Genomic DNA, 23,097 nt, shown 5'->3' with positions numbered 1-23,097 from the left:
GTAACACCAGTAACACCTCCACTGACAGAAAGGACAAAAACATGGAAATCAACGCTACAAACGAAGCCTGCAGCACCGAGAATGAGAACGCCACCCACGACACCTGGTTCCGCTTGAGCCTCGACCTGCACACGCCCCGCGACAAGGGCGGCTCGAACCCCGATTCTAACCTGAGCTTCTCCGGGACAACCCCGGAGACATTCGACCACGCCCTGGCAACCATCCTGGACGTGGTGACCTCCACCGTGTACGGCGGGCAGCTCAACGGCCTGCAGGAGATCATCGACCGCAGCACCGACGAGCTGCGGGCCGACAGCGAAAAGGCGCAGCACGGCGCCGCCACGTTGGAGGACATCCTGCGCCAGGAGCCTCCCGAGGACGACGCCCAGCAGCCCAAGCGCAACCCCGCCCTGGACGTGGACACCCCGAAGATCAGCACGGTGACCGAGCCTCGCCCCAGCTTCGCCCCCCCCTCTAAGCCGGGCGCCCGGGGTGCAAAAGGCTTGATGCTGCTCACCTGCCCGGGCTGCCACCACACCTTCAAGCACTTCGCCCGGGAGAACACCGACAAGGTCAAGTGCTTCTGCGGCACAGAGGTGCCGGTGGACAACGTCGCCCGCTTCGAGTTCACCTGCAAGCAGTGCGGCAAGCTTTCCTACGGATGGACGAACATCGAAGCGGCGACCATTGAGGCAGGCGCTCTGCACTGCGTCTGCACAGCAACCGCCCCGGAAATGATTTGGCACCCCGCAACCCGAAAATTCCACGGCTAAAATAAAACGCCCGCACCGGGAAGGTGCGGACAGATTGGAGAAACGCATGAACTACAAAAAACCGCTTCCTTCCCCCTACGACTACGAAAAGCTGGGCGCATACCTCCACGCCCTGGTTGATGCAGGCGCAGCCCACAACATTACCGAGGCCAGGAAGCTGGCCCGCAGGCTGGTGCCCTCGGAGGCGAAAATCCAGAAAGAGATCCTCGCGTACCTCCGCAAAGAGGTGGGCGGCTTCTGGTGGAAGGATGCCGCCGGGCCGTATCAGCGCCAGGGTATCCCGGACATTGTAGGCTGCCACGATGGGCATTTTTACGCATTCGAGGTCAAGCGCCCCTTGGTGGGCGAATTGAGCGCCATCCAGCGCAACACCCTGACCGCCATCAATGCAGCAGGTGGCACCGCCTACGTCGTAACCAGCGTGGAAGATGTACGCCGGGTGCTCACCCCGCCGCAGGGCGAAAAGGAGTGGTGATCCTTGCCATACATGAGCCTCCGAGAACAGCGGCACCTGCTGCGGCGATACCTCAAGCAGTACCGCTTGGAGCGGACACCGGCGCACCGCCAGGCCGTGCAAGACACCCTGCTCCACCTCGACCCGATGCACCCCGCCGCCCCGATCATGCGCCTGCGGTACATAGACTGCCGCAGCTGGCGGGCAACGGAGCTGCGAACCTACTACTGCCACAGCAGGGCCTTTGAACTGGAAACCCGGGCCATAGACGACCTGCTCCAGATTCCAGAGGTTCAAGACGCAATAACAAAATGGGAGGAAACGCACCGTGACGCTTGAAGAAGCCTGCCGTCTGCTCGACCCGAACACGACGGCAGAGGAACTGGCGAAGATCGAATATTACAACGGCTTCAACGGTAAAAAGGCCTGCATTGAGGCCATCAACGAAGCCTGCACACTGTTGGTGGGAGCTGTCCGCAGCGCCCACCACGAAGCACGGAGCGGCACCGCCCCGGACAGCACCAAGGTCTACCTTGTACCCGAGTACGAAATCAAAGAGATTTTCAATGACATCGGGCGCAGCGAATGGAAAACAAAGACGTCGCCCCGAGAGCGCTTCTTGTGCCTGTCGCACACCTTGGACAACTGCCCGTCGCTGGTGGCCGTGGACAATACCACCGGCGACGCCTGGACGGAGGATTTTACAAGCCTTCCGGCGGCGCTGGAATGGCTCAACAGGGAGGATAAAAAATAAATGGACTGGATTTGTGGATTTTTGACCGGCTGCATTGCGGGCTGTATTTCTGGCTTGGTTCTTACGCCTTGCCGCAAGGAAACGGTTGTAGTTGTAACCAGAACTCCGCGCTTGGGTGGCGTGTTGCGGATGGATTGGAGCCGCTGCGAGTTTCCTGGATCGCCCGATGGATGGAACCCCGCAGACCACCCGCTGGAAGCAGAGGGCGAAGCTCTCGACCCGGTAGGAGGTGGCGCAGAATGAAGAACCTTGAACGACTCGCGCTGGTTGGCGCACTGGCAGCAGCGGTCTTTGTGGAAGGTTCGCTGAACGCCCGGGTCAAAGACCTGGCACAGCAGCGGGACATCTACCAAAGCCGCTCCGCCAACTGGGAGCGGGACGCCCTCAACTGGCAGACCGAGGCGAAAGAAGCGGAGGCGCAAGTCGCAGATCTCAAAGCCGCCCTGGAAGCGGCGCAGGCTGGCCCCGCCGGGCTTGAAGCAGCATACCTCGGGGAGTTTAACTGCACCGCCTACTGCTCGGAGCAGTACGAGCATATCTGCGGCACCGGGGACGGCATCACCGCCAGCGGCGCACCTGTGCAGGCAGGCGTGACCGTAGCAGCAGACCCGGACGTTTTGCCCCTCGGCTCTGCGGTATACATTGAGGGCATCGGTCTGCGGTACGTCCAAGACACTGGCAGCGCCGTGAAGGGTAAAGCCCTGGACGTGGCGGTGGAAACCCACAGCGAGGCGCTCTCCTGGCCTGGATACGGAACGCACAGGGTCTGGCTGCTTGAGGCCGAATAATAGGAGGTGCAGCATGGACAAAGTAAGGCCGATCGACGCAACGCCGCTCGAAAAAGAGATGATGGAATACGCTCAGTACATTGGCCGCGAAACCACGAACGAGTGCGAAAGCACCGCCGAAAGCTGTGCGGACATGGTAAGCAGCGCCCCGACCATTGACCCGGAAAGCCTGCGTCCAAAGACGCGCATGAAGTATAACGCTTTAGACCGCACTGTAACATGCCTGAGTTGCCTTGGAGATATAAAGCTCGGAGATTATGACAATCCAGAAGATGTCAAGTATTGCCCGTTTTGCGGACTCAAGGCGGAGGAACTACTGCAATGACTAACCCCTGCTTCCACTGCACAGATCGCCACCCGGTCTGCCACGATACCTGCGAACGGTACAAGGCCTGGCAGGAATTTCACGCCGCAGAGGTGGCGGACAAGCGCCAAAGGAATGACGCCTGCACCATCCACAAGAACGACTTCGACGAGGAATTCTGGCACGGCAACCCGCAGCGGCGACGGAGGCGGCACAGATGAGCCGCCCCAAGGTTCATCCGCCGCAATTCATAGCGGTGACGGCGGACGAATACGAACTAACCCTCGGTGCCTTTGACACCGTCAAAGAGCTTGCAGCTTGGAGCGGCCACAAGGTCTTCGCCATATACCAAAGCCTTGAGTATGGGCGGGTGCTTCGGAGAGGCCCGGCCAAAGGCTGCAAGGTGCTGCGGTATACCGATGGACACTATACCGCCGGGATCCTGAAACCAAAACCACGGCACAAATAACAAAACCGCCTGCGGCAGGTACAACACCCACCGCAGGCGGTTTCTATGCTCTCGGATATTCAGGAACGGCCTCCCACGAGAACGGAAATTCTTTGTCGGCCAGTCCTTGGCCGTTCCACTTGGTCTGGTAAGTAACCTCCATCCCGATCTCGGCGCCAGCAGCATCTACCAAAATCAGCATCAAGCCATCCTTGAACGGCGTGTCCGCTTCATAGCCGCCGCTCCACTTCGTAGCAGTACACCACCGCACAAGATCGTCGCAGAGCTGTTGCCGGACGCATACCCGCCCGGTCTCTTGGATGCGGTACACGTCCTCGGAAACGCCGGTCTGCTCCCCGATGAGCCGGACATGGCGCACATAGCGAAAGCGGTCTCTGCCGTTGGTCGCCACGACCTTTGCATTCAGCCCCTCCATCAGCGACGCCCCGCTGCTGCGGATTCGCCCAGCTGGTAGACCCAGTGACGCCCGGTCTCGTCCCGCTGCCACTCGCCGCCCATAGCCTCAAAGGCGGATGTCATACCAGCATAGGCGACTTGGTACATATTCGGCACTGGCTCGCCGTTGTCGTCATAGGCCAGGGTGCCAGCGGCCTGCTGCTCTGCAGCAATCCGCTGAGCGTAGGCCCACTGCAAGTCGAGCTTTTCAGCCATCCCCCGGAGAGCAATGCGAAAATCAGATTTTTTCATACTAAAAACGTCCTTTCTGTGGTTGGCTCCCACGACCATCTTGCCGGCCTCGGCAAAATGGTTTCGGCTGCTGCCATGCAGCCATCGTCAGGTGAGTTATTTCTTGAGCCGCTCCGCCACAGATGCCCAGAACTTGCGGGCTTCTTTGTGGCGCAAGACGTCCGGGTGATTTTCGCCCCAATCCCAGGCCTCCCGCTCGATGTAGGGGTCAAGCTCCTTTGCCAGCCCCATGAAGTGCTCCGCCAGCGCGGACGTGTCCATGTCGGTGACGACCTCAATTTCTGCGTGCTCTTCGTTCCAACGGTGAGCTTCGTTTCGCGTTACCCAGCTATTGGTGAAGATCGCAATCGGCCAGGAGCAAAGGTTGTACTTCGCCGTGCTGGGCTGGCCGTTCCGCTTGAGCTTCATCAAGCTGTAGGAGCCGCCGCACCAGCTCGGGTCGCCGGGCGACCTTTCGATGAACCACAGCCCGTTGTCATTCTTGAAGTAAGCCCCGGACACCCGGACGATGTCCCCCGTTTTCATTTCCACGCCGTTCTTGTCAACCATCGCTCTTTCCCCCTTAGTCATTCATAGAAATCAGCAGGCCAGCCAGGTCGCGAGAAATCTCGCCCTTTTCCATGGCCCGGATAATGGCCTTGTCGCCCAGCATAGCAATCTGACCCGCGACGTCCAAAGGAAGCTCGCCCTTTTCGATGTACTTGTTCATGAGTTCGTTCCGCTTCATAACCTTGTCCTCCGTTCGATGTGTTCCTTTCGGTGTCTGTGTCTTACCACATAAACGCGGTAAACTCCACTGGCAAACGGTCCAATGATTCAAGGCGCAGTTTGTCTCTTTTGCTCCGCATCGGACAACAAAAAAGACGGGGTCAAACCCCGTCAGAATAGAGCCGCTCCGCCCGGAACACTGGCGCCATAGAGTAGTGCCAGGGCATGACCCACTCGCCGCTGTCAGACACCCGGATCATCGCCCGCTTGACCCCCTCCCCGGAAAACTCGGCCTTGACCGACTTCTCCGTGCGGGACAGCACCTTCATCAGGAACACGCAATCGTGGTTGCATGCGCTGCGGGCGTAGTAGACGGAACCAACTTCAAACTTGAACATAACACAAACTCCTTTCACTTTGCCAGATCGTCAATGATGACCTTTGCGGCCTTGTATGTCTTCGGATAGCAACCGGGCATTGCGACCACCTCGCCACCCTTGCGGATAACGTAGGTGTTGCGGGTGACCCGCTCAATCTCATAGCCCTTGTAATCTTTCATCATCATTTTTGTTTTCCTCCGTTTCTTTGTTGTGCCTGTGTCTTACCACACAACCGCCGGGAACTCAATCGGCACAGCGTCCAATCTTCGGACGGTGAATTTGTACTCTTTGCTCCTTGACCGCCCGGCACAAAACCGCTATCATATAAAGCACAGCCCCCGCAGGAGTCCGACCCTGCGAGGGCTGCATACCGGGGTGCATCAGGCCTTAGCCTTCATCTTCGGCTTCGGCCTCCCAGACTTCCTCTGGGCTGACACGTTCAACGCCATCTTCACCGATAAAGCCGTAACCCGTGTCCAACATGGTATGCACCCCCTTTCATAGGCGCCTGGCTCGCAACAGCTGGGCGCCTTTTCTGTGTGTATGATACCACACAACCGCAGTAAATCAATGCGCACATAGTCCAATAAATACTGCGTGTGTATGGCAAAACTGTACAAAATGGATTTGTCAAGCCCTATTTTCAAAAAAGTTGCGATTTTGAGAAAAGAGCGGACTTTTTTGGTCTTTTTCTATGCTACACTGGGAGTATGCAGAGGACATTCACAAGGGCGCAGGGCTTTATTCCTCCTTTCACCTGCGTCCCGCTAACGTACAGCCAGGGCAACCGGGTGCCGAGCTTCCAGCCCGACCAGCAGGGAGCGAAGCACCCGGAAACCTTGGATTTATGCGGGAAAACCACAGCCGCAGATCGCACACCGCGCGTTCAGGCCCGCTGCTGGGCGGCGTAGGTACTACCTGGCAAGAACTGGCAGCGGGGCAGTGAAGGCCCGAAGTGTTCCCGCGCGAAAACCAAAATTTTTCGACCATTTCGCTACGTCAAGCGCAGTAAATGCCCGCCGCAGCCCCAAAGCAAACCCCATTTTTTTCATTTTGCGTGCATAGCTCAACAGGTAGAGCGCCCACCTTCCAGGCGGGTGACGTTGGTTCAAGACCCGCTGCACGCTCCAACAAGAGGACGAACGCATGGAAATCGAAACACGGCGACTTGCCGACCTGAAACCGGCAGACTACAACCCCCGCAAAAAGCTGGAACCGGGTGACCCGGAATATGAGAAAATCGCCCGCAGCATTGAAGAGTTCGGATACTGCGATCCGATTATCATAAACCGGGACGGCACCATCATCGGAGGACACCAGCGGACGCAGGTGCTCCTGGACATGGGAGCCGAAACCGCAGACTGCGTTGTGGTAGACCTTGACCCCGACAAGGAAAAAGCCTTGAACATCGCCCTCAACAAGATCACCGGCAGCTGGGACGAAGCAAAGCTGGCCGACCTGATCGGCAGCCTTGACCTTGAGGGCTACGACCTCACCAAGACCGGCTACTCCGAGCCGGAACTAAAGTCCATCCTTGCCCAGGTCACCGTGACGCCTGACGACTTCGGCCAGGATTTCTCCCTCCCGAACCGCCAGCACGTTCTCGCCCACACTATGAACGTCACCCTGCACAAGCAGCAAATCGCCCTCATCCGGGCGGCGCTTGCGCAGGCAGAAAACGAGGGCCTCGGCGAAACCTACGGAAACACAGATAAGAACGGAAACGCCCTCAGCAAGGTGGTGCAGGAATGGCTCAAACAGAACACAAGCTCGTCCGAGAGCGACGACCTCTGACCTCGATTCACCCGGCAGACTATAACCCCCGCAAGGAGCTCAAGCCGGGAGACCCCGAGTTCCAGAACATCCAGCGCAGCCTGAAAGAATTTGGCTACGTTGACCCGATCATCATAAACAAGGACGGCACAATTATCGGCGGCCATCAGAGAGCGTCCGTTTTGAAGTCCCTTGGCTACACCGAGGCAGACTGCATCGTGGTAGATCTCGGCAAGCAGGACGAAAAAGCCCTCAACATCGCCCTGAACAAAATCGGCGGCCAGTGGGACATGAGCCTCCTGAGGGACGCCCTACAAGACTTGACCCTCAGCCCGGTGGACGTAAACGCCACCGGCTACAGTGACGACGAACTCAGCGTCATCCTCGGGGACGTCATGCTGGAGAAGCAGCACGAAGAAAGCCCCATCGACAGAATGACCTTCACGTTCAGCCTGGAGCAGTACGCCGACCTGCAGCAGGCCTTGCAGATCATCGGTGCAAAGTACAAGCCCGACCAAATGGAAACCTTCGGGAATACCAACAAGACCGGGAACAGAATTTACATGGTGGTAAAAGAATGGGTAGAGCAAAAGAAATCCAAATCCGGGTGATACCCTCCAAGATCGCAAACCCCTTCATCCGGGCGCACCATTACAGCGGCAAGGTTGTAAACAACTCCTGCCTGCACTTCGGAGCCTTCCTCGACGGACGCCTCCACGGTGTCCTGAGCTATGGCCCCAGCTTGGACAAGAAGAAGATCATCGGCCTGGTAGAGGGAACCGCCTGGGACGGCTTTCTGGAACTCAACCGCATGGCCTTTGACGACTACCTTCCCCGGAACTCGGAAAGCTACTGCATCGCCAAGACCATCCGTCTGATCAGGAAGCAGGCGCCGCAGGTAAAGTGGATTATCAGCTTTGCAGACGGCTGCTCCTGCGGCGACGGCACCATTTACCGGGCCTGCAATTTCGTTTTGACCGACATCAAGCGGAACGATGCCCTCTGCCTCCTGCCGAACGGCGACAAAATCCACAAGATGACCCTGCACAGCAACCCGACCTCCCCCCGCCCGGAGCTTGGAGGCCGTACCTTCTACGAGGTGACCGGCGGCAAGTACGACTGGGACGCTTACGTCAAAGAGGTTGGCGGCACCATCCTGCCAGGCTACCAGCTGCGCTATATCTATTTCATAGATCCCGAATACAGGAAACGGCTCAAAGTTCCCGAGATACCGTTCAGCCGTATCGACGAACTCGGAGCCGGTATGTACAAGGGCCAGCAGGTATCCCAGGCGGAGCGACACGCCGAAAGCCACTTTGAACAGTAGGAGGACACATGGCAGCAGAAACCGGCGGGCAGCTTTACGAATCCAAGGTCATAGCCCAGCTTTTTGGCGTTTCCGTCCGCCGCATCCAGCAGCTCACACAAGACGGCGTCCTGGAAACAGTACACATCTCCGGCCAGCGGAACAAATACGACCTCATTCCCACGATTCAGGCATATATCAAATACCTGTCAGATAAGGCGTATGGCCGGGAAGCGAAGCTCTCGGAAACCGAACTGAGGGAAAAGAAGCTGCAAGCGGAAATTGCCCTCAAGGAATCGCAGACCGAGCTTCACCAACTCCGCACCGCCATTGCAAACGGCAAATATATCAGCATAGAGGAAGCGCAGGCGGACTATACGAAGTTCTTTGCAGTCCTCAAGCGCTTTTGCTCCGGCCTCCCGAGCCGGGTCGTTGGCATGATAGGCTCACGAATCTCCCCCGTGGAGAGCAGAGAATTGGAGAAAGACTTGAATAAAGAGATCAACGACATTCTCCGCACCTTCGTCCTTGCAGCGACCGTCAAGGACGGTGACGGTGGATGAAACCCACAGCCCAGCAGCCCCGGTTCTATAAGTTCCGAAAGTACCAGGTTCCTCAGTACATCAAAGATGCTCTGGACGCCCTGAAACCGCCGGATGATATAACCGTAAGCCAATGGGCCGAGCAATACCGCCAACTCAGCCGCAAGGAATCCAACCTGCAGGGCGCCTGGCGAAACAGCGTCACTCCCTACCTCGTCGGCATCATGGACGAATTCAACAACTGGGAAACGGAGCGCGTTGTCGTGGTAAAGCCTACCCAGGTGGGCGGCACGGAGGCCGAGCTTAACGCCCTCGGCTACCTGATAGACCAAGACCCGGCTCCGACCCTGATTGTTTACCCCAACGACGAAATCGCCGAAAGCACCTCAGCAAACCGCATTATGAGTATGCTGGAATCCCCCCGCTTGAAGCGGCATTTTCTCAAAAATGCCAGTAGCAAGAAGGAGCTGCAGTTCACCACAGATATGTACATTGCCCTCACCGGCGCAGGATCTGCGGCAGACCTTTCCAGCAAGCCCATCCGCTATCTTTTCCTCGACGAGGTGGACAAGTTCAAGGCGGCGACCACCCAGGAAGCCGATCCTATAAGCCTGTCCATTGAGCGAACCAAGAGCTACTTCTCTAACCGCAAAATCTATATTTGCAGCACCCCCACACTAAAGACCGGCCACATCTGGAAAGCAAAGGAAGCCTGCGACATTGAAAAACATTTCTTTGTTCCTTGCCCGCACTGCGGGAAGTATATAGAGCTGAAATTTGCACAAATCCGCTGGCCCGGCAAAGATGAGGGTCTAAGCGAAGGTGACCGAGCGGAGGCGGCGCAGTACATCTGCCAGGAGTGCAGCGGGGTCATTACAGACCACGACAAGCCCGCCATGCTGCTAAAGGGAGAATGGCGGAACGTCCGCCAGAGCGCCCGCACCGCCCGCAGCGTTGCCTTTTGGTTCAATACCCTATACAGCCCCTTCACCCGATTCTCGGAAATTGCCCGTGAATTTATGAAGTCCAAGGACGACCCCGACAAGCTGCACAACTTCGCCAACTCCTGGCTCGCGGAGCCTTGGGAGGACACGAAGCTCAAAACCAGCGCCGACCTCGTGCAGGAGCGCCAGACGGAGTTTGAAATGTTCGAGCTTCCGCCCTGGACGAAGCTCCTGACCGGCGGCGTGGACGTGCAGGAAACCTGCCTCTATTGGACTATCCGGGCCTGGGGCGATTACAGCACATCCCAAAATATAGCCCACGGCCAAGCCGCCAGCTTCGGCGAGGTCGTAGACATAATGAACCTGGAATTCAAGCGGGACGACGGCCAGCAAATGCTGGTAGACCTCGCCCTCGTCGATTCCGGCGACCAAACAGAGGAAGTCTATGACTTCTGTATGCAGAACTCGGAGTGGGCGCTTCCAGTAAAAGGCACCGACACGATGCTCAGCAACTATAAAATCTCGACCATCAACAAGGCAGGCTCCGCCGCCTACGGTATGCGCTTGGTTCTCGTAGACGGCGGCAAGTACAAGGACGCTATTGCTTCTCGTATGCGCCGCCCGAACGGCAAGGGCAGCTGGATGGTCTACAAGGGCGTTGATCAGGAATACTGCGAACAGGTCACCGCTGAACACAAGATCACCGAACGTGCCACCAACGGCACAGAGCGCACCCGCTGGGTGCCTAAGACCAGCCATCCAAATAACCACTTCCTCGACTGCGAGGTCTACGCCTACGCCGCAGCGGAAATGCTCGGAGTACGCAGCCTCCACCTGCAAAACAAGGGCAGCGCAGCCCAGCCGGAAGCGCAGCCCGCACCGCAGCAGCGTACCGACACCACCCCCGAGGAAAGCTGGATTCATCAGAACGACGGCTGGTTTTAAGAAAGGAAACACGACATGGCAGACGAAACCATCAACTATGGCGACCCCGCCGCCCTGCTGACGGAAGTAAACAAAGCCATCGCCGCAGTCATGGTCGGAGGCCAGAGCTACAAAATCGGCTCCCGCTCCCTGACCCGAGCGAACCTCACCGAACTGCGGAACCTCCGGGCAGATCTCGCCGCCCAGGTGGAGGAACAGAGCGGCTCTTCCCTTTTCCGTGATACGTTCGCCGCATTTTTTGAGGGGAGATAAAGCGCATGGCATGGCTCGACAGAATCATTGAAGCAATCTCCCCCCGGGCAGCCTATATGCGCGAGGGTTGGCGGCAGCAGCTCGGCCTTATCCGCGGTTCAGGCTATGACGCCGCAGACGGTGGCCGGCTGAATAAGAACTGGCGGGCGACCAACGAGGCCGCCGACATCACAGACCGTTACAGCCGGGACACCCTTCGCGCCCGCGCCCGCGACCTTGAGCGGAACTCGGACATTGCAAACGGCGTCCTCAAGGCTTTCAAGAGGAACGTGGTCGGCAACGGCTTCACCTTGCAGGCCAAGACCGGCGACGACGACCTCGACGACCAAATCGAAACCCTCTGGCGGCGCTGGACACGACGCACAAATTGCGACGTCACCCAGCAGCAGAGTTTCAACGAGCTTCTGCGCATGGCAGTCGTTCGGAAAAAGGCAGACGGCGGCATTCTTTTCAAGAAGTGCTACACCCCCGGCGGCCTACTTCCTTTCAAGCTGCAGGCTCTGGAAGTAGACGAACTATCCCGCTCTGTGGCCTCGCCCAGGTACAAGGGAGATCGCGTCATTGGCGGCATTGAGTACAACGAGTACAACAGGCCCGTGGGGTATTGGATAGAGCAGTACAACATTGACGGCTGGGAAACCAACCAGCCTGTCTTCTACCCCGCTAAAGATATTATTTTCTATTACAGCAAGAGCCGCCCCTCTCAGCTTCGAGAGGTTAGCGACCTTGCCCCGAGTTTGAGCCGCATCCGGGACGCCAACGAGTTTATCGCTGCCGTTTCGATGAAAGAGCGAATCGCCGCCTGCTTTGCCCTGCTCATCAAGAGAGCCGTTCCCACCGGCGGCTTCCAGGGCGGCTCCCGAAACAACACCGACAAAGACCGCACGTCCTACTCCGGCAAAATGCTGACCCCCGGCCTCATTTCAGAAATGAACGCCGGTGACGATGCAGTCACCATCAATCCCGGCAACGGCAGCAGCGAAGCAACCGGCTTCCTCAAGCTGCTGCAGCGCCTTGTGGGCGCAGGCCAGGGTTTGAGCTATGAATCCACCTCCCGGGATATGTCCGAAACGAATTACAGCAGCGCCCGCCAGGGCATGATTGAGGACGACCTCACATACACCGAGGAAGTAGAGCTGCTGCAGGGTAAGCTTATGGTCGAGGTCTACGAAACCTTTTTGATTTCCGCAGTCCTCGCCGGGAAGCTCACCATCCCGGATTTTTGGGACGACCCGCAGAAATATATGGAGCACGAATGGGTCGCTTCCCCCAAAAAGTGGATTGACCCGCAGAAAGAAGCCAACGCAAACAAGATCGCACTCGAATCTTGCGTTAAGTCCTTCAAGCAGATCAGCGCCGAACAGGGCCGTGACTGGAAAGAACAGATTGACGACATGGCCGACGTTGTAGCATACGCCAAGGAAAAGGGAGTGCAGATTGGAGGTTATAAGAGTGTCCAGAACGAATCCCAAACAGACCCGAAAGAAAACCCCGATGAATAACCAGCCCCTGCAGCGCGATTTCTCCACGGCCAGCATCCGGGCAGTGAGCGACGACGAAAACAGCCGCACCTTTGAACTGAGCTTTAGTTCTGAGGAACCTGTTCAGATGTGGTTCGGAACCGAGATCCTCGACCATTCCAGCAACGCCATGGATATGAGCCGAATGCAGAGCATGGGCATCGTCCTTTTTAACCACGACAGGAACCGGGTGATTGGTAAGGTCACCCGGGCATGGGTTGAGGACAACCGTGGCAAGGCCACGATTGAGTTTGACAACGACGAGGACAGCGAAACCGTCCGCTCCAAGGTCGCCAGCGGCACCCTCAAGGGCGTTTCCGTCGGCTATCGTGTCTTCAACTATGAGAGCGTCAAAGAGGGCGCCAAATCCCTGGACGGGCGCTTCACCGGCCCCTGCTACATCGCCAAGAAGTGGCAGCCCTACGAGATCAGCATTGTTTCCGTCCCCGCCGACACCACCGTCGGCGTTGGTAGAGATATGACCGAGGACGGACAGCCGCCCGCAGTACAAACCGCCCCGGGTCTGGCTTTCTACGAGAGCCAGCTCGCCGCAAATCGTAACTACTAACTGGAGGTAAATCACACATGAACAAGAGAGAGCAGCTGCGGCAGAAACTGCAGCGCCAGCAGGCCATCCTGACCGCCGCCCGCACCGCAGGCCGCGACATGACCGAGGACGAGACCCGGGAATTTAACTCCCTGCAGAACGACATCGAGACCCTGCGCCCTGAGGCTGATGCTGAAGCGGAGGCAGAGCGCCAGGCTCAGATTGAAGCCGCCCGCACCGCGGAGCGCCAGCGTGTCACCGATATCACCACCCTGTGCCGGAACTTCAACGTCGATGCTTCCCAGTACATCACCGGCGGCCAGACCGTAGACCAGGTGCGCACCGCCATTCTGGACGGTATGATTCAGAACGGTACTCCTGCCCGCACCGGCGTCAAGGTGACCGCCGATGAAACCGACAAGTTCCGCGCAGCAGCAGCTGACGGCCTTATGACCCGCAGCGGCCACACCCCCGCAGCCCCTGCGGATGGCTCCCGCCAGTTTGCAGGCATGAGCCTGCGTGACATCGGCATTGAGTGCCTGACCCGCGAGACCGGCAAGAGCGCTTCCGACTTCATGCGTATGAGCGCAGATGACCTGTACACCGAGCTGGCCCGTGCATTCCACAACCCCTCGGCATCCTTCCCTGCCATCATGGACACCGCCATCAACAAGAGCATCGTCCACGCCTACGACCACGCTCCGACCACCTTCGAGAAGTTTACCCGCAAGGGCACTCTGCGTGACTTCAAGCGCACCGACGGCCACAACTACCTGATCGGCGGCGTTGGCGACCTGCTGCTGGTTCCTGAGAACGGCGAACTCAAGGCGGATACCCACAAAGAGGAAATGCTGCCGCAGCGCAAGCTGGATACCTACGGCCGTCAGTTCAGCATGAGCCGCCAGGCGTTCATCAACGACGACATCGGCTTCCTGTCCGAGGTTCCCGGCATGTACGCTGCAAAGAGCAAGAAGCAGATCAACAAGATGGTCTACTCCATCCTCTACAACAACGGCCAGATCTATGACGGCAAGACCCTGTTCCACGCCAATCACAAGAACCTGATTTCCTCCGGCAGCGCACCGACTGGCGCAGCCATTCAGGCCATGATCCAGCGGATGCAGCTGCAGGATGACCCGTTCGGTGAGGCTATCAACCTGGCCCCCTCCACTATCATCCTGCCCGTTGGTTACGGCTTCGCCATGCAGTCCATCTTCGGCAGCCCCACCATCCAGACCAGCGAAAACACCCAGGCAGCAAACCCGCTGTATAACTACCGCTACCCGATGGAGATCGTCGAGGACGCCACCCTGAACATCCTGGCAGGCTCCGGCGCATGCCCCTGGTTCCTGGGCGCCAACCGCGAGGAAACCACGGGCATCCAGGTCGATTACCTGAACGGCCAGGAGACCCCCACCTTCCGCCGCAGCGAGACCGTCGGCCAGCTGGGCTTTGTGTGGGACATTTGGCTGGACTGGGGCATCAGTGTCATGGACTACCGCGCGTTCGTGAAGAACCCCGGCGCTGCCCTGCCCACCCTGTAAGAGATAGGAGGAAACGTACATGATCGCAAGCTACAAGCAGCCCGGCTCTGCCATTGACTACCCCAACGGCACCAGCTCCGCTATCGCCGCAGGCCAGGTCGTGAGCCTGACCACCCGCATCGGCGTTGCAGGCACCGACATCCCCGCAAGCGCCGTCGGCAGCCTGTACGTCAAGGGCGTTTTTGCCATGCCCAAGGCGGCCTCTACCGCTATCGCCATCGGCGCCGCCGTCTACTACGACGCCTCCGCCGACAACATCACCACGACCGCTGCAAGCAACATCCCCGCAGGCTGGGCTATTGCAGCAGCCGCTGAAAACGATACGACCGTGCAGGTCTGCATCGGCTAAGGGAAAGGCGGCGCAGTATGATCTATACCGCAAACAGCACCGTGACGGTGGAGGGCAAAAGCTACCGCCCCGGCGATTCCGTGGACATTCATGACGCCAGCGCTGCAAAGGAGCTGCTCGCCGTTGGCTTCATCGTGACCCTGCCCGGCGAGTATGCCCCCGGCGAAACGCTGACCGTGGATGTTCAGCAGGAGCCCGAGGACGGCGTTGCCACCGGCCACCTCAACAAAGAGGAACTGGAAGCGATGCCCAAGGCGCAGCTCCTGACCCTCGCCGAAAATATGGGCCTGGACACCAAAGACCTGACCAAAGCAAAGCTGGTTGAAGCCATTGCTGCTGCCGAGGTTCAGGCCGAGGTTTGACCGTGGGCTTCAAGGATTTGCTGGTGCAGGATGCAAAGAACGTATTCCTCAACCGGGAAGAATTTGCAGACATGCACAGCATAAACGGCAAGCCAATGCCGGTGCTGGTTGACGATAACGAGATTCTGGAACGCGACAAGTCCAAATTGATGAACGTCACTATCACCGGGATCTACAAAGAGCGCAAGCTGATCTATGTAGCCACCGACAACCTCGGAGCCAAACCCGCCCCGGACGACCTGCTCAATTTTGACGGCGCCTGGTATAAGGTAAACGACTGCACCGATGAGGCCGGGATTCTCTGCATTGAGATGGAGGCGAATCGCTCTTGAAAGAATACGAGGTCTTACAGGTTGACGCCGACGCCTCCATTGAAAAAATGGTTCAGCGCCTGGACAACCTGCAAAAAATGGTTGATACGCCGAAAGTGGTGGCAGCGGCCATCAACTCGGCAGCCCGCAGCACAAAGAACAAGATCGTCAAGGACACCAAAGAGCGTTATGCGACGGCCAACGATTCCGTTTACTCGTCCAGCAGCGCCTTGAAGGTGGACGCCGCCACCGGCGGCGACCTGACCGCCACGCTCCATTCTTCCGGCTCCATGCAGGAGATCATGGACTTCGATTCAAAGCCGAACGCTGGCAGCAGCGCCGCAGCGGCGCACGTTCTCAGCAGTTCCGGCATGAAGTCCTTGGAGCATAACGGCTTAAAGGCTTTCCTCGTTCAGTTCAGCAGCGGACACAAAGCCATTGTCCAGCGGGTGCCGGGTGAAACCTACACCTCGGCGGGCGCTTCCAAGCGTGCGCAGAGATGGGGCGCAAAGTCCGACATGACCCGCATTGAAAAATTGCTTTCTCCGTCCGCCCCGCAGATGTTCGGGAATCCCGACACCGTAGACCCGGCGCTTGAGCGAGCATCCGAGCTTCTCGACAAGCAGATGGAGAAACAAATCGAAAAAGCGCTCGAATAAAGGAGGCATCCCACATGACAGCTACCGACCTGCAGGACGCTATTGTCCAGGCATTGAAGGAACAGCTTGCTCCGCTGCGCCTCACAAATTCCGCAGGGCATGAGGTAGGCGTCAAGGTATTCCCGCAGTTCAAGCCGTACCGCGCTCCAAGGCCTGCTCAGACCACCAATGACGACGACCTCCCGGAGCCGTATGTGCTGGTGGCCCTTGTCAACGGCGAGCAGACCGAAATTGACAAGCCGAACAAGGTTGACGTGGTCGTTGCCGTTGAGGTCTACGACCCCGACCCGAACCGGCAGGGATACCGGGACGCCTCCCACATTTTGAACGTGATCCTGGGGTACTTTGAGCGCAAAGTGAAGATTGCGCGGGCTTTTGAGCTTGTGCGCCCCATCAAGTGGGATAACGACCTCGATCCCAACAAACACCCCTACTATTCCGCAGCAATCGGCCTTCATTTTGAAGGGCCTACTATTTATAGAGAGGAGCCTGAAACATAATGGCAAAAAACACCACCCCTGCCGCCCCGGAGCAGGTCGTTTATATTGGCCCGAACATTCCCGGCGTTGTTCGCCAGGATTCCGTGTTCACCGGCGGCATTCCGGCACACTTGACCGAAAAGATCAAGGCGATTCCCGCCATTGAGAGCCTGATTATTCCCCTGGATTCCTTTGCAGAGGCTCGCAAGGAACGCCAGAGCGGCGCAGGCCGTATCGTTACCATCTGCAACATCGTTGCAAAGAAGATTCAGGAGGGCGCATAAATGAGCTATCTTCATGGCGCAGGTAACAGCGAGGCTGCCACCAGCTTAACCACCCCCACCACGTCCAGCGCTGGCCTGCAGGTCATTTTCGGCACGGCCCCCATCCACCTGGCAAAAGACCCCTACAAGGCAGCGAACACCCCGAAACTCTGTTACAGTTTTGCAGAGTGCCAGGAAGCCCTCGGCTACTCTGACGACTTCGAGAACTTCACCCTTTGCCAGAGCATGGACGCAAACTTCCGTGTTTATAATAACTCCCCCATCGTCCTGGTGAACGTGCTTGACCCGAACAAGGCGGCGCACACCACGGAGAACGCGGAGGAAACTGTCACCGTTACCGGCGGCATGGCAACCTATACCAAACAGTATGTTCTGCTGCCCTCGTTGGTGGTGAAGAACGATGCTACCCCGCTCGCCGCCGATGTGGATTATACCGCGGTGCACGACGATGACGGCAACGTGACTATCGTGCTGCTGTCCACCACCGCAAAGGCAGCAACCGCACTGAAGATCACCAGCAAGAGCATCAAGCCCAGCGGCGTTACCAAGACCGACGTCGTCGGCGGCGTAAACAGCAGCACCAACGAGGAAACTGGCCTGGAAATCATCCGCCAGGTCTATCCCAAGTTCGGCCTGGTGCCCGGCCTGATTATCGCACCCGGCTGGTCGCAGGACGCAACCGTGGCTGCTGCGCTGCAGGCAAAGGTTGAACAGCTGAACGGCTGCTTTGACCTCAACACCATTCTGGATATTCCTGCCAACTCCGACGGCGCAACGGTTTACACCGACTGCAAGCAGGCGAAAGAAAAGCAGGGATTCTCCACGAACCACGGCATCTGCCTCTGGCCTCGTGTTTTGGTCGGCGAGAAGAAATACTACTTCTCCGCCATGGCCGCAGCGCACACCGTCTGGCTCGACACGAGCAACGACGGCGTCCCCTACGAATCCCCCTCTAACAAGAGCCTGCGCATTACCGGCCTTTGCTTGGACGACGGCACCGAGGTGCTTCTCGACAAGCAGCAGGCGGACGACGTTCTCGGCGCAAACGGTATCTGTACCGCCATCAACGTCAACGGCCTCAAGTTCTGGGGCAACAATACCTGCGCATACCCCTCGACTACGGACACCAAAGATCGCTTTTGGTGCGTCCGCCGTTTCTTCGACTGGGACGGCAACAACTTTATCCTGACCTACTTCCAGAAGGTGGACAAGCCCGAGAACCGCCGCCTCGTGCAGGACATCGTGGATAGTACGAACATCACCGGCAGCGGCTACGTTGCTCGTGGCTACTGCGCAGGGTACAACATGAAGTTCCTGGAGGACGAAAATCCGACCACCGAGCTGCTGGCAGGCCATCTGACCGTCCATACCTACATGGCGCCTTTCGTCCCCACGGAGTACATCCACAACATCCGCGAGTACGACACCGACGCCCTGTCCACCATCTTCTCCTGACCGATTGGAGGTATAAAACGTGAATATTCCTACCAAGATCGCCAAGTATGAGGTCTACAAAGACGGCGTCAAGCTCATTGGCCGTGGCGAGGAAATGACGCTGCCCAGCTTTGAGACTCCCACCAACACCGTTTCTGGCGCAGGTATTCTCGGCGAGTACGAAGATCCCACTCCGGGTTATTTCAACGAACAAGAGCTTCCCATTCCTTTCCGGGTTATGAGCAAGGAAGCAGCATCCCTGGCAAATATGCTCAAGGCTCACCACCTGGCAATCCGTGGCGGTGTTCAGGGCAACACGGACGACGGTGACATCGAGTTCACCCCTATCCGCGTAGTCGTTCGCGGCCTCACCAAGAAGTGCGAGCCGGGCAAGCTCAAGGCCGCAAACTCCATGGAAACCAGCGTCACCCTTTCGATCAGATATATTCTGATTGAGGTAGACGGCGAACCCCTGATCGAACTGAACAAAATCCGTGGTAAGTACGCCGTGAACGGCGTAGACCAGCTGGCAGCTTTGGAGGCAATGTGCTAATGGAAGACAAGAAACTGACCCTCGCCCCCGAGGTCGAGGAGCCCGAAACCGCAGAGGACACCAATGAGCTTTACATCAAGTTCGCCAAGCCCTACACCTTCGGCGACAAGACCTATACCGGCATCGACCTGTCCGGCCTTGAGGACGTGAACGGCGCAGTCCTCAAGGAAGCAGGCCGCGTGGTTCAGAAACTGAACAAAGGCATCAACCCCGCCACCGTGGAAATGACGATGGAGTATGCCGTGTACATGGCGCACCACGTCACCAACCTGCCCTCGGACTTCTTTTGGGGCCTGCGCGCTCCTGACCTGGTATCCGTCAAGGGCGCAGTCGTGGGTTTTCTCTACGGCGGGGATGGGGAGGACTAACCCCGCGGGCGATCACAAAAACCACCGTCTATATGTCACAGGCTCTGCACGTTGGCATTGACTACCTGCAGAGCCTGTCCATAGACGAACTGAACGACTTGGCAGACGCCATCCAGGACTATGCAAGGGAGGTGGAGGCGCAAATTGGCAAAAAGTAAAACGTATGACCTGATGATAAAGATCGGTGCCAAATCAGACGGCACCCTCCGAAAGGCCTGCGCAGCAGCCGACAAAGACCTTGCCTCCCTCAGCAAATCGGCAAAGGCAGTCGGCAAAGCCGCTGCCGCAGGGTTTGCAGCCGCCACCACGGCGGCTGTGGCCTTTTCTACCGCAGCCGTGACCGCCGCCGCAGGCTACCAAAAGGAACTGTCCAACGTCCAGACCCTGCTCACCGGCACCGACGAAGAAATTGCAGCCCGAACCGCCAGCATTTCTTCAGACGTTCTGAGCATTTCGGACAAGACCGGCGTTGCCACCAGCAACCTGACCGATGGTATGTACCAGGTCATTTCTGCGTTTGGCGACGTTGACGATGCTTCCTCCATTCTGGAAACAGCGGCTAAATCCGCCGCCGCAGGTAACGCCACCACAACGGACAGCGTCAACCTGCTTTCCGCCGTCACCAAGGGCTATGGCGACATCAGCGCAGAGGCTGTCCAAAAGGCAGCAGATCTGTCCTTTGCTACCGTCCGCCTCGGACAAACCAGCTTCCCGGAACTGGCCTCGTCCATCGGCAAGGTCGTCCCCCTGGCCTCCGCCCTGGGCGTGCAGCAAGAGGAACTATATGGCACCTTCGCAACCTTGACCGGCGTAACCGGCAGCACCGCAGAGGTCGCCACGCAGTACAAGTCCGTCCTTTCTGGCCTTATGTCGCCCTCCAAGAGCATGGACGCCGCCCTTAGTAAGATAGGCTACTCCACCGCAGACGCAGCCATCAAGAGCCTGGGCTTCCAGGGAACGCTTGAAGCGTTGATGGGAACCGTTGGCGGTGATACCCAGGCCATGGCAAAGCTGTTCAGCAGCGTGGAGGCGCAGACCGCAATCCTCGCCCTTTGCGGCGAGCAGTCCAGCACCTACGCCGAAAAGACGGCGGAGATGTACAACGCCACCGGCGCAGCGGATGAAGCATTCGCCCGCCAGACGGGCAACCTGGATTATAAGATTCAAAAGCTCACCAACCGCTTCCAGAATTTCCTGACAAAGGCCGGTTTGAAGCTGCTGCCGTATCTGGAAAAGCTGGCCGACAAGGCTATTCCATACCTGACGGACGCCATGGACAAAGGCCTCGTTATTTTGGACGATATTCTCCCTAAAGCAGAAAAAGCCGTCCAATTTGCGGCGGAGCATAAAGAACTGTTCATCGCCCTTGCAAGCGGTGTCCTTACCGCAGTAACGGCTTTCAAGACCTTCAAAACAGCCATGACCGCCATCAGCGCTGCGAAAAATCTCGCTACTGTTTTCAAGGCGGCTTCCAACGGCGGTGCTACTCTCGGCAAGGCCGCAGAAGTAATGAACCTTAAACTCCTGGTTGCGGTCGCCATCATCGGCGCAGTTGTTGCCGTCTGTATTGGGATGTACCGAAACTGGGACAAGGTAACAGCCTGGGCGCAGCGCATGGGAATCAAGGTCTCCGAGGTTTGGACTTCGATTCAAACCGCGGTGCTTACCACCGTAGCTGCCCTGGTTTCTGGATTCCAGACCAACTTTCCACTGCTCTCCGCCTACCTTTCTGGCTGGTGGAGCAGCGTATCCGCAGCCGCCGAAAATGTAAAAGCGATTTTCTTCAACCTCATCCAGTTTGTGGAGAACGTATTCTCTGGGAACTGGGGAGCCGCGTGGCAGAATATCGTGAACATTTTCGCCAACATCTTCGGAGCTATTGTCAACCTGGCAAAGGCCCCGATGAACGGCGTAATTTCGGCCATCAACTACGTTCTCGGCAAGATCAACTCCCTGAACGTAAAAATCCCGGACTGGGTGCCGGTCATTGGCGGCAACACTTTCAGCTTCAAAATCCCGCAGATTCCGCAACTAGCAACTGGCGGCATCGTAACCGCCCCAACGCTGCTGGAAGCAGGCGAAGGTGGAGAGCCGGAAGCAATTATCCCCCTGTCCAAGCTCTACGACTTCCTGCTGAGCCTCGGGAAACCCGACCCGACGAAACCCCAGCCGCAGCCCACCGCAGGCGGCCAGAACCCGCCTCCCGAGGATAAGCCCCAGCCGCAGCCTGCAGAGGGCGGCGGAGGCGGCTTTGTGTTCTCCCCGACCATCATCTTCAAGGGCAACGGCTCCGTGACCCGGAAAGAAGTAGATCAAGCGATGGATTTCACATACCAAAAGTTTGTGAGATTCAGCAAGCAGCTGGAAGAAGAACGTCGCCGCAAGTCCTTTTCTCCGGCCTAACCAGGAGGCTAAATGAGTACCTATACCACGATTCAGGGCGACGTTTGGGACGCTATCGCTTATAAGGTCTACGGAGATTCAAAATACATGGGCTTCCTCATGGACGCCAACCCCGACAAGATCACCATCTTTGTTTTTGGGGCAGGCGTGGTGCTGATCATTCCAGACCTTCCCGAGAGCGAAACTGCCGCCCCGAATATGCCCACATGGAGGACAGGATGAAAGCCAGACAGTCCAGCGTTTCTATTACCTACGACGGCAAGGCCGCATCCGTCCTCAATCTTAACAAAACGGCGTTCACTTACACTGACCCTGCCAGCGGCGAAGCAGACAGCCTCGACATCACGTTCTTTGAGCGCAGCGCTTCCGCCGTCAGCGGTGGCAAGGTGGAGGTAAACAAACCGCTTTCCGCCACCATCGCCCTCACGAACTGGGCAGCCCAGGGCGACAACCGCACCCTCGACTGCGGCGACTTCATCGTTGACAAGGTTTCATATTCAGGCTGGCCGTGGACAGGCACCGTGAAAGCGGTATCTGTTCCGGCTAACACTGGATTCCGGCAGACCAAACGCACAAAGGTGTGGGAAAAGGCCACCGTGCAGAAAATCGGCCAGGAGATTGCCTCCAATGCAGGCATAGAACTGCTCTGGGATGTGGAGGGCGACGACCCGCAGATCACGACCCTTGAACAGTCCGAAACCACAGACTGCGAGTTTTACATGAACCTCTGCAAGACCTACGGCCTGAGCATGAAGGTCTACTCCAACAAGATTGTGGTCTACAGCCGGACAGAGTACAAGAAAAAGGATGCCGTTTGCACTATCTACCCGCACCAAATCCTTTCTTGGAGCTGGAGCCAGAACCTCGCTGGAACCTATACCGGCGGTGAGTACACCTATACCCAGCCCAAGACCAACAAGGAAATAAAGGTCACCCTTGGCACCGCAGACCGGCTGCTCAAGATGACCGGCAAGGCCGACGATGAAGCCGATGCACAAAAGAAGTTGCAGGCGGGAATTGATGAAGCCAACCACGGAGCAACGAAGCTCAGTCTGACCGTCAAGGGCAAGCTCCTTGTTTCCGGCCAGAACGTGGAAGTTTCCCTTGGAGCGCTCTCCGGGAAATACTTCACCGACACCACCACCCACAACCTCGGTTCCAGCGGCTACACGACAGACCTTGAACTTTCACTTATAGAGTAGGAG

General features: G+C 57.8%; 36 protein-coding genes, 1 tRNA gene and 1 pseudogene. 32 read left to right on the top strand and 6 right to left on the bottom strand.

The window, feature by feature from the left end:
* Positions 1-41 precede the first annotated feature (41 nt).
* From AAAU26_RS04020 to AAAU26_RS03985, 8 genes are all read left to right on the top strand, one after another.
* Entirely contained in the window at positions 42-773 is a 732-nt protein-coding gene (locus AAAU26_RS04020; RefSeq protein WP_227618760.1) for a hypothetical protein, read from the top strand.
* Positions 774-819: 46 nt separating this feature from the next.
* Entirely contained in the window at positions 820-1,248 is a 429-nt protein-coding gene (locus AAAU26_RS04015; RefSeq protein WP_227618761.1) for a VRR-NUC domain-containing protein, read from the top strand.
* A gap of 3 nt (positions 1,249-1,251) precedes the next feature.
* Positions 1,252-1,566 (top strand): hypothetical protein, encoded by a 315-nt coding sequence (locus tag AAAU26_RS04010; RefSeq protein WP_227618762.1) that lies wholly within the window; start codon positions 1,252-1,254, stop codon positions 1,564-1,566.
* Positions 1,556-1,981 (top strand): hypothetical protein, encoded by a 426-nt coding sequence (locus AAAU26_RS04005; protein WP_227618763.1) that lies wholly within the window; start codon positions 1,556-1,558, stop codon positions 1,979-1,981. The genes AAAU26_RS04010 and AAAU26_RS04005 overlap by 11 nt, the downstream gene beginning before the upstream one ends.
* A 239-nt stretch (positions 1,982-2,220) precedes the next feature.
* On the top strand, positions 2,221-2,769 hold the full coding sequence (locus tag AAAU26_RS04000; protein ID WP_227618764.1) for a 3D domain-containing protein: 549 nt from the start codon (positions 2,221-2,223) through the stop codon (positions 2,767-2,769).
* 13 nt (positions 2,770-2,782) lie between these two features.
* The gene (locus AAAU26_RS03995) at positions 2,783-3,094 is read left to right on the top strand and encodes a hypothetical protein (protein WP_227618765.1); all 312 of its coding nucleotides are present in this window, start codon (positions 2,783-2,785) and stop codon (positions 3,092-3,094) included.
* Positions 3,091-3,294: a hypothetical protein gene (locus AAAU26_RS03990; protein ID WP_227618766.1), complete on the top strand. Its 204-nt coding sequence runs from the start codon at positions 3,091-3,093 to the stop codon at positions 3,292-3,294. Before AAAU26_RS03995 ends, AAAU26_RS03990 begins: the two co-directional genes overlap by 4 nt.
* A complete protein-coding gene (locus tag AAAU26_RS03985) occupies positions 3,291-3,542 on the top strand; it encodes a hypothetical protein (protein WP_227618767.1) in 252 nt (83 codons plus the stop codon). Before AAAU26_RS03990 ends, AAAU26_RS03985 begins: the two co-directional genes overlap by 4 nt.
* Positions 3,543-3,585: 43 nt before the next feature.
* Here the strand turns inward: AAAU26_RS03985 and AAAU26_RS03980 are convergent, their stop codons facing one another.
* The 6 genes from AAAU26_RS03980 to AAAU26_RS03955 form a co-directional block, all read right to left on the bottom strand.
* A complete protein-coding gene (locus tag AAAU26_RS03980; protein ID WP_227618768.1) occupies positions 3,586-3,957 on the bottom strand; it encodes a hypothetical protein in 372 nt (123 codons plus the stop codon).
* Positions 3,957-4,229, bottom strand: a complete 273-nt coding sequence (locus AAAU26_RS03975) for a hypothetical protein (protein WP_227618769.1) — start codon at positions 4,227-4,229, stop codon at positions 3,957-3,959. Before AAAU26_RS03975 ends, AAAU26_RS03980 begins: the two co-directional genes overlap by 1 nt.
* 96 nt (positions 4,230-4,325) lie before the next feature.
* Positions 4,326-4,778 (bottom strand): hypothetical protein, encoded by a 453-nt coding sequence (locus tag AAAU26_RS03970; RefSeq protein WP_227618770.1) that lies wholly within the window; start codon positions 4,776-4,778, stop codon positions 4,326-4,328.
* A gap of 13 nt (positions 4,779-4,791) precedes the next feature.
* The gene (locus AAAU26_RS03965) at positions 4,792-4,956 is read right to left on the bottom strand and encodes a hypothetical protein (RefSeq protein ID WP_227618771.1); all 165 of its coding nucleotides are present in this window, start codon (positions 4,954-4,956) and stop codon (positions 4,792-4,794) included.
* A 142-nt stretch (positions 4,957-5,098) separates the two neighbouring features.
* Positions 5,099-5,335, bottom strand: a complete 237-nt coding sequence (locus AAAU26_RS03960) for a hypothetical protein (RefSeq protein WP_227618772.1) — start codon at positions 5,333-5,335, stop codon at positions 5,099-5,101.
* A gap of 14 nt (positions 5,336-5,349) precedes the next feature.
* The gene (locus AAAU26_RS03955; protein ID WP_227618773.1) at positions 5,350-5,502 is read right to left on the bottom strand and encodes a hypothetical protein; all 153 of its coding nucleotides are present in this window, start codon (positions 5,500-5,502) and stop codon (positions 5,350-5,352) included.
* 870 nt (positions 5,503-6,372) lie between these two features.
* On the opposite strand from AAAU26_RS03955, the gene AAAU26_RS03950 reads away from it, so the two are divergent.
* The 24 genes and pseudogenes from AAAU26_RS03950 to AAAU26_RS03840 all read left to right on the top strand — a co-directional run bounded on the left by AAAU26_RS03950 (position 6,373) and on the right by AAAU26_RS03840 (position 23,094).
* A tRNA-Gly gene (locus AAAU26_RS03950) sits at positions 6,373-6,447 on the top strand.
* A 13-nt stretch (positions 6,448-6,460) separates the two neighbouring features.
* A pseudogene (locus AAAU26_RS14605) lies at positions 6,461-6,721 on the top strand (ParB N-terminal domain-containing protein); the annotation flags it as partial.
* Positions 6,719-7,111 carry a hypothetical protein gene (locus AAAU26_RS14600; protein ID WP_489705580.1) on the top strand — a complete coding sequence of 131 codons (393 nt, stop codon included), beginning with the start codon at positions 6,719-6,721 and terminating at the stop codon, positions 7,109-7,111. The pseudogene AAAU26_RS14605 and the gene AAAU26_RS14600, both read left to right, overlap by 3 nt.
* On the top strand, positions 7,066-7,701 hold the full coding sequence (locus AAAU26_RS03940; RefSeq protein ID WP_320443572.1) for a ParB N-terminal domain-containing protein: 636 nt from the start codon (positions 7,066-7,068) through the stop codon (positions 7,699-7,701). Before AAAU26_RS14600 ends, AAAU26_RS03940 begins: the two co-directional genes overlap by 46 nt.
* Entirely contained in the window at positions 7,668-8,417 is a 750-nt protein-coding gene (locus AAAU26_RS03935) for a Mom family adenine methylcarbamoylation protein (RefSeq protein ID WP_227618775.1), read from the top strand. Before AAAU26_RS03940 ends, AAAU26_RS03935 begins: the two co-directional genes overlap by 34 nt.
* 8 nt (positions 8,418-8,425) lie before the next feature.
* The gene (locus tag AAAU26_RS03930) at positions 8,426-8,959 is read left to right on the top strand and encodes a hypothetical protein (RefSeq protein ID WP_227618776.1); all 534 of its coding nucleotides are present in this window, start codon (positions 8,426-8,428) and stop codon (positions 8,957-8,959) included.
* Complete coding sequence (locus AAAU26_RS03925) at positions 8,956-10,827, top strand: terminase gpA endonuclease subunit (RefSeq protein WP_227618777.1); 1,872 nt, start codon at positions 8,956-8,958, stop codon at positions 10,825-10,827. The genes AAAU26_RS03930 and AAAU26_RS03925 overlap by 4 nt, the downstream gene beginning before the upstream one ends.
* 15 nt (positions 10,828-10,842) lie before the next feature.
* Positions 10,843-11,079 (top strand): DUF6148 family protein, encoded by a 237-nt coding sequence (locus AAAU26_RS03920; protein WP_227618778.1) that lies wholly within the window; start codon positions 10,843-10,845, stop codon positions 11,077-11,079.
* Between the two features lie 5 nt (positions 11,080-11,084).
* Positions 11,085-12,581 (top strand): phage portal protein, encoded by a 1,497-nt coding sequence (locus AAAU26_RS03915; protein WP_227618779.1) that lies wholly within the window; start codon positions 11,085-11,087, stop codon positions 12,579-12,581.
* Positions 12,574-13,167: an HK97 family phage prohead protease gene (locus AAAU26_RS03910; RefSeq protein WP_227618780.1), complete on the top strand. Its 594-nt coding sequence runs from the start codon at positions 12,574-12,576 to the stop codon at positions 13,165-13,167. Before AAAU26_RS03915 ends, AAAU26_RS03910 begins: the two co-directional genes overlap by 8 nt.
* Before the next feature lie 17 nt (positions 13,168-13,184).
* Positions 13,185-14,690, top strand: coding sequence for a phage major capsid protein (locus tag AAAU26_RS03905; RefSeq protein WP_227618781.1), 1,506 nt, complete (start codon positions 13,185-13,187; stop codon positions 14,688-14,690).
* 19 nt (positions 14,691-14,709) lie between these two features.
* Positions 14,710-15,039, top strand: a complete 330-nt coding sequence (locus AAAU26_RS03900) for a DUF2190 family protein (RefSeq protein WP_227618782.1) — start codon at positions 14,710-14,712, stop codon at positions 15,037-15,039.
* Positions 15,040-15,056: 17 nt separating this feature from the next.
* Entirely contained in the window at positions 15,057-15,401 is a 345-nt protein-coding gene (locus AAAU26_RS03895; protein WP_227618783.1) for a Rho termination factor N-terminal domain-containing protein, read from the top strand.
* Positions 15,402-15,403: 2 nt separating this feature from the next.
* Entirely contained in the window at positions 15,404-15,733 is a 330-nt protein-coding gene (locus tag AAAU26_RS03890; RefSeq protein WP_227618784.1) for a hypothetical protein, read from the top strand.
* Positions 15,730-16,371 carry a hypothetical protein gene (locus tag AAAU26_RS03885; RefSeq protein WP_227618785.1) on the top strand — a complete coding sequence of 214 codons (642 nt, stop codon included), beginning with the start codon at positions 15,730-15,732 and terminating at the stop codon, positions 16,369-16,371. Before AAAU26_RS03890 ends, AAAU26_RS03885 begins: the two co-directional genes overlap by 4 nt.
* Before the next feature lie 14 nt (positions 16,372-16,385).
* The gene (locus AAAU26_RS03880; RefSeq protein WP_227618786.1) at positions 16,386-16,871 is read left to right on the top strand and encodes a hypothetical protein; all 486 of its coding nucleotides are present in this window, start codon (positions 16,386-16,388) and stop codon (positions 16,869-16,871) included.
* On the top strand, positions 16,871-17,134 hold the full coding sequence (locus AAAU26_RS03875) for a hypothetical protein (protein WP_227618787.1): 264 nt from the start codon (positions 16,871-16,873) through the stop codon (positions 17,132-17,134). The genes AAAU26_RS03880 and AAAU26_RS03875 overlap by 1 nt, the downstream gene beginning before the upstream one ends.
* The gene (locus AAAU26_RS03870) at positions 17,135-18,589 is read left to right on the top strand and encodes a phage tail sheath family protein (RefSeq protein ID WP_227618788.1); all 1,455 of its coding nucleotides are present in this window, start codon (positions 17,135-17,137) and stop codon (positions 18,587-18,589) included. It abuts the gene before it with no gap.
* Between the two features lie 19 nt (positions 18,590-18,608).
* Positions 18,609-19,121: a phage major tail tube protein gene (locus AAAU26_RS03865; protein ID WP_227618789.1), complete on the top strand. Its 513-nt coding sequence runs from the start codon at positions 18,609-18,611 to the stop codon at positions 19,119-19,121.
* Complete coding sequence (locus AAAU26_RS03860) at positions 19,121-19,489, top strand: phage tail assembly protein (protein WP_227618790.1); 369 nt, start codon at positions 19,121-19,123, stop codon at positions 19,487-19,489. The genes AAAU26_RS03865 and AAAU26_RS03860 overlap by 1 nt, the downstream gene beginning before the upstream one ends.
* A gap of 32 nt (positions 19,490-19,521) precedes the next feature.
* Positions 19,522-19,647: a hypothetical protein gene (locus AAAU26_RS03855; protein WP_265104212.1), complete on the top strand. Its 126-nt coding sequence runs from the start codon at positions 19,522-19,524 to the stop codon at positions 19,645-19,647.
* A complete protein-coding gene (locus AAAU26_RS03850) occupies positions 19,634-21,892 on the top strand; it encodes a phage tail tape measure protein (RefSeq protein ID WP_227618791.1) in 2,259 nt (752 codons plus the stop codon). Before AAAU26_RS03855 ends, AAAU26_RS03850 begins: the two co-directional genes overlap by 14 nt.
* Positions 21,893-21,904: 12 nt before the next feature.
* A complete protein-coding gene (locus AAAU26_RS03845; protein ID WP_227618792.1) occupies positions 21,905-22,114 on the top strand; it encodes a tail protein X in 210 nt (69 codons plus the stop codon).
* Positions 22,111-23,094 carry a phage late control D family protein gene (locus AAAU26_RS03840; protein ID WP_227618793.1) on the top strand — a complete coding sequence of 328 codons (984 nt, stop codon included), beginning with the start codon at positions 22,111-22,113 and terminating at the stop codon, positions 23,092-23,094. The genes AAAU26_RS03845 and AAAU26_RS03840 overlap by 4 nt, the downstream gene beginning before the upstream one ends.
* Positions 23,095-23,097 lie beyond the last annotated feature (3 nt).

This window comes from Faecalibacterium longum (assembly GCF_040094125.1).
GTDB classification, from domain to species: Bacteria; Bacillota; Clostridia; order Oscillospirales; family Ruminococcaceae; genus Faecalibacterium; species Faecalibacterium longum.
This window is presented reverse-complemented; position numbering and strand designations above follow the sequence as displayed.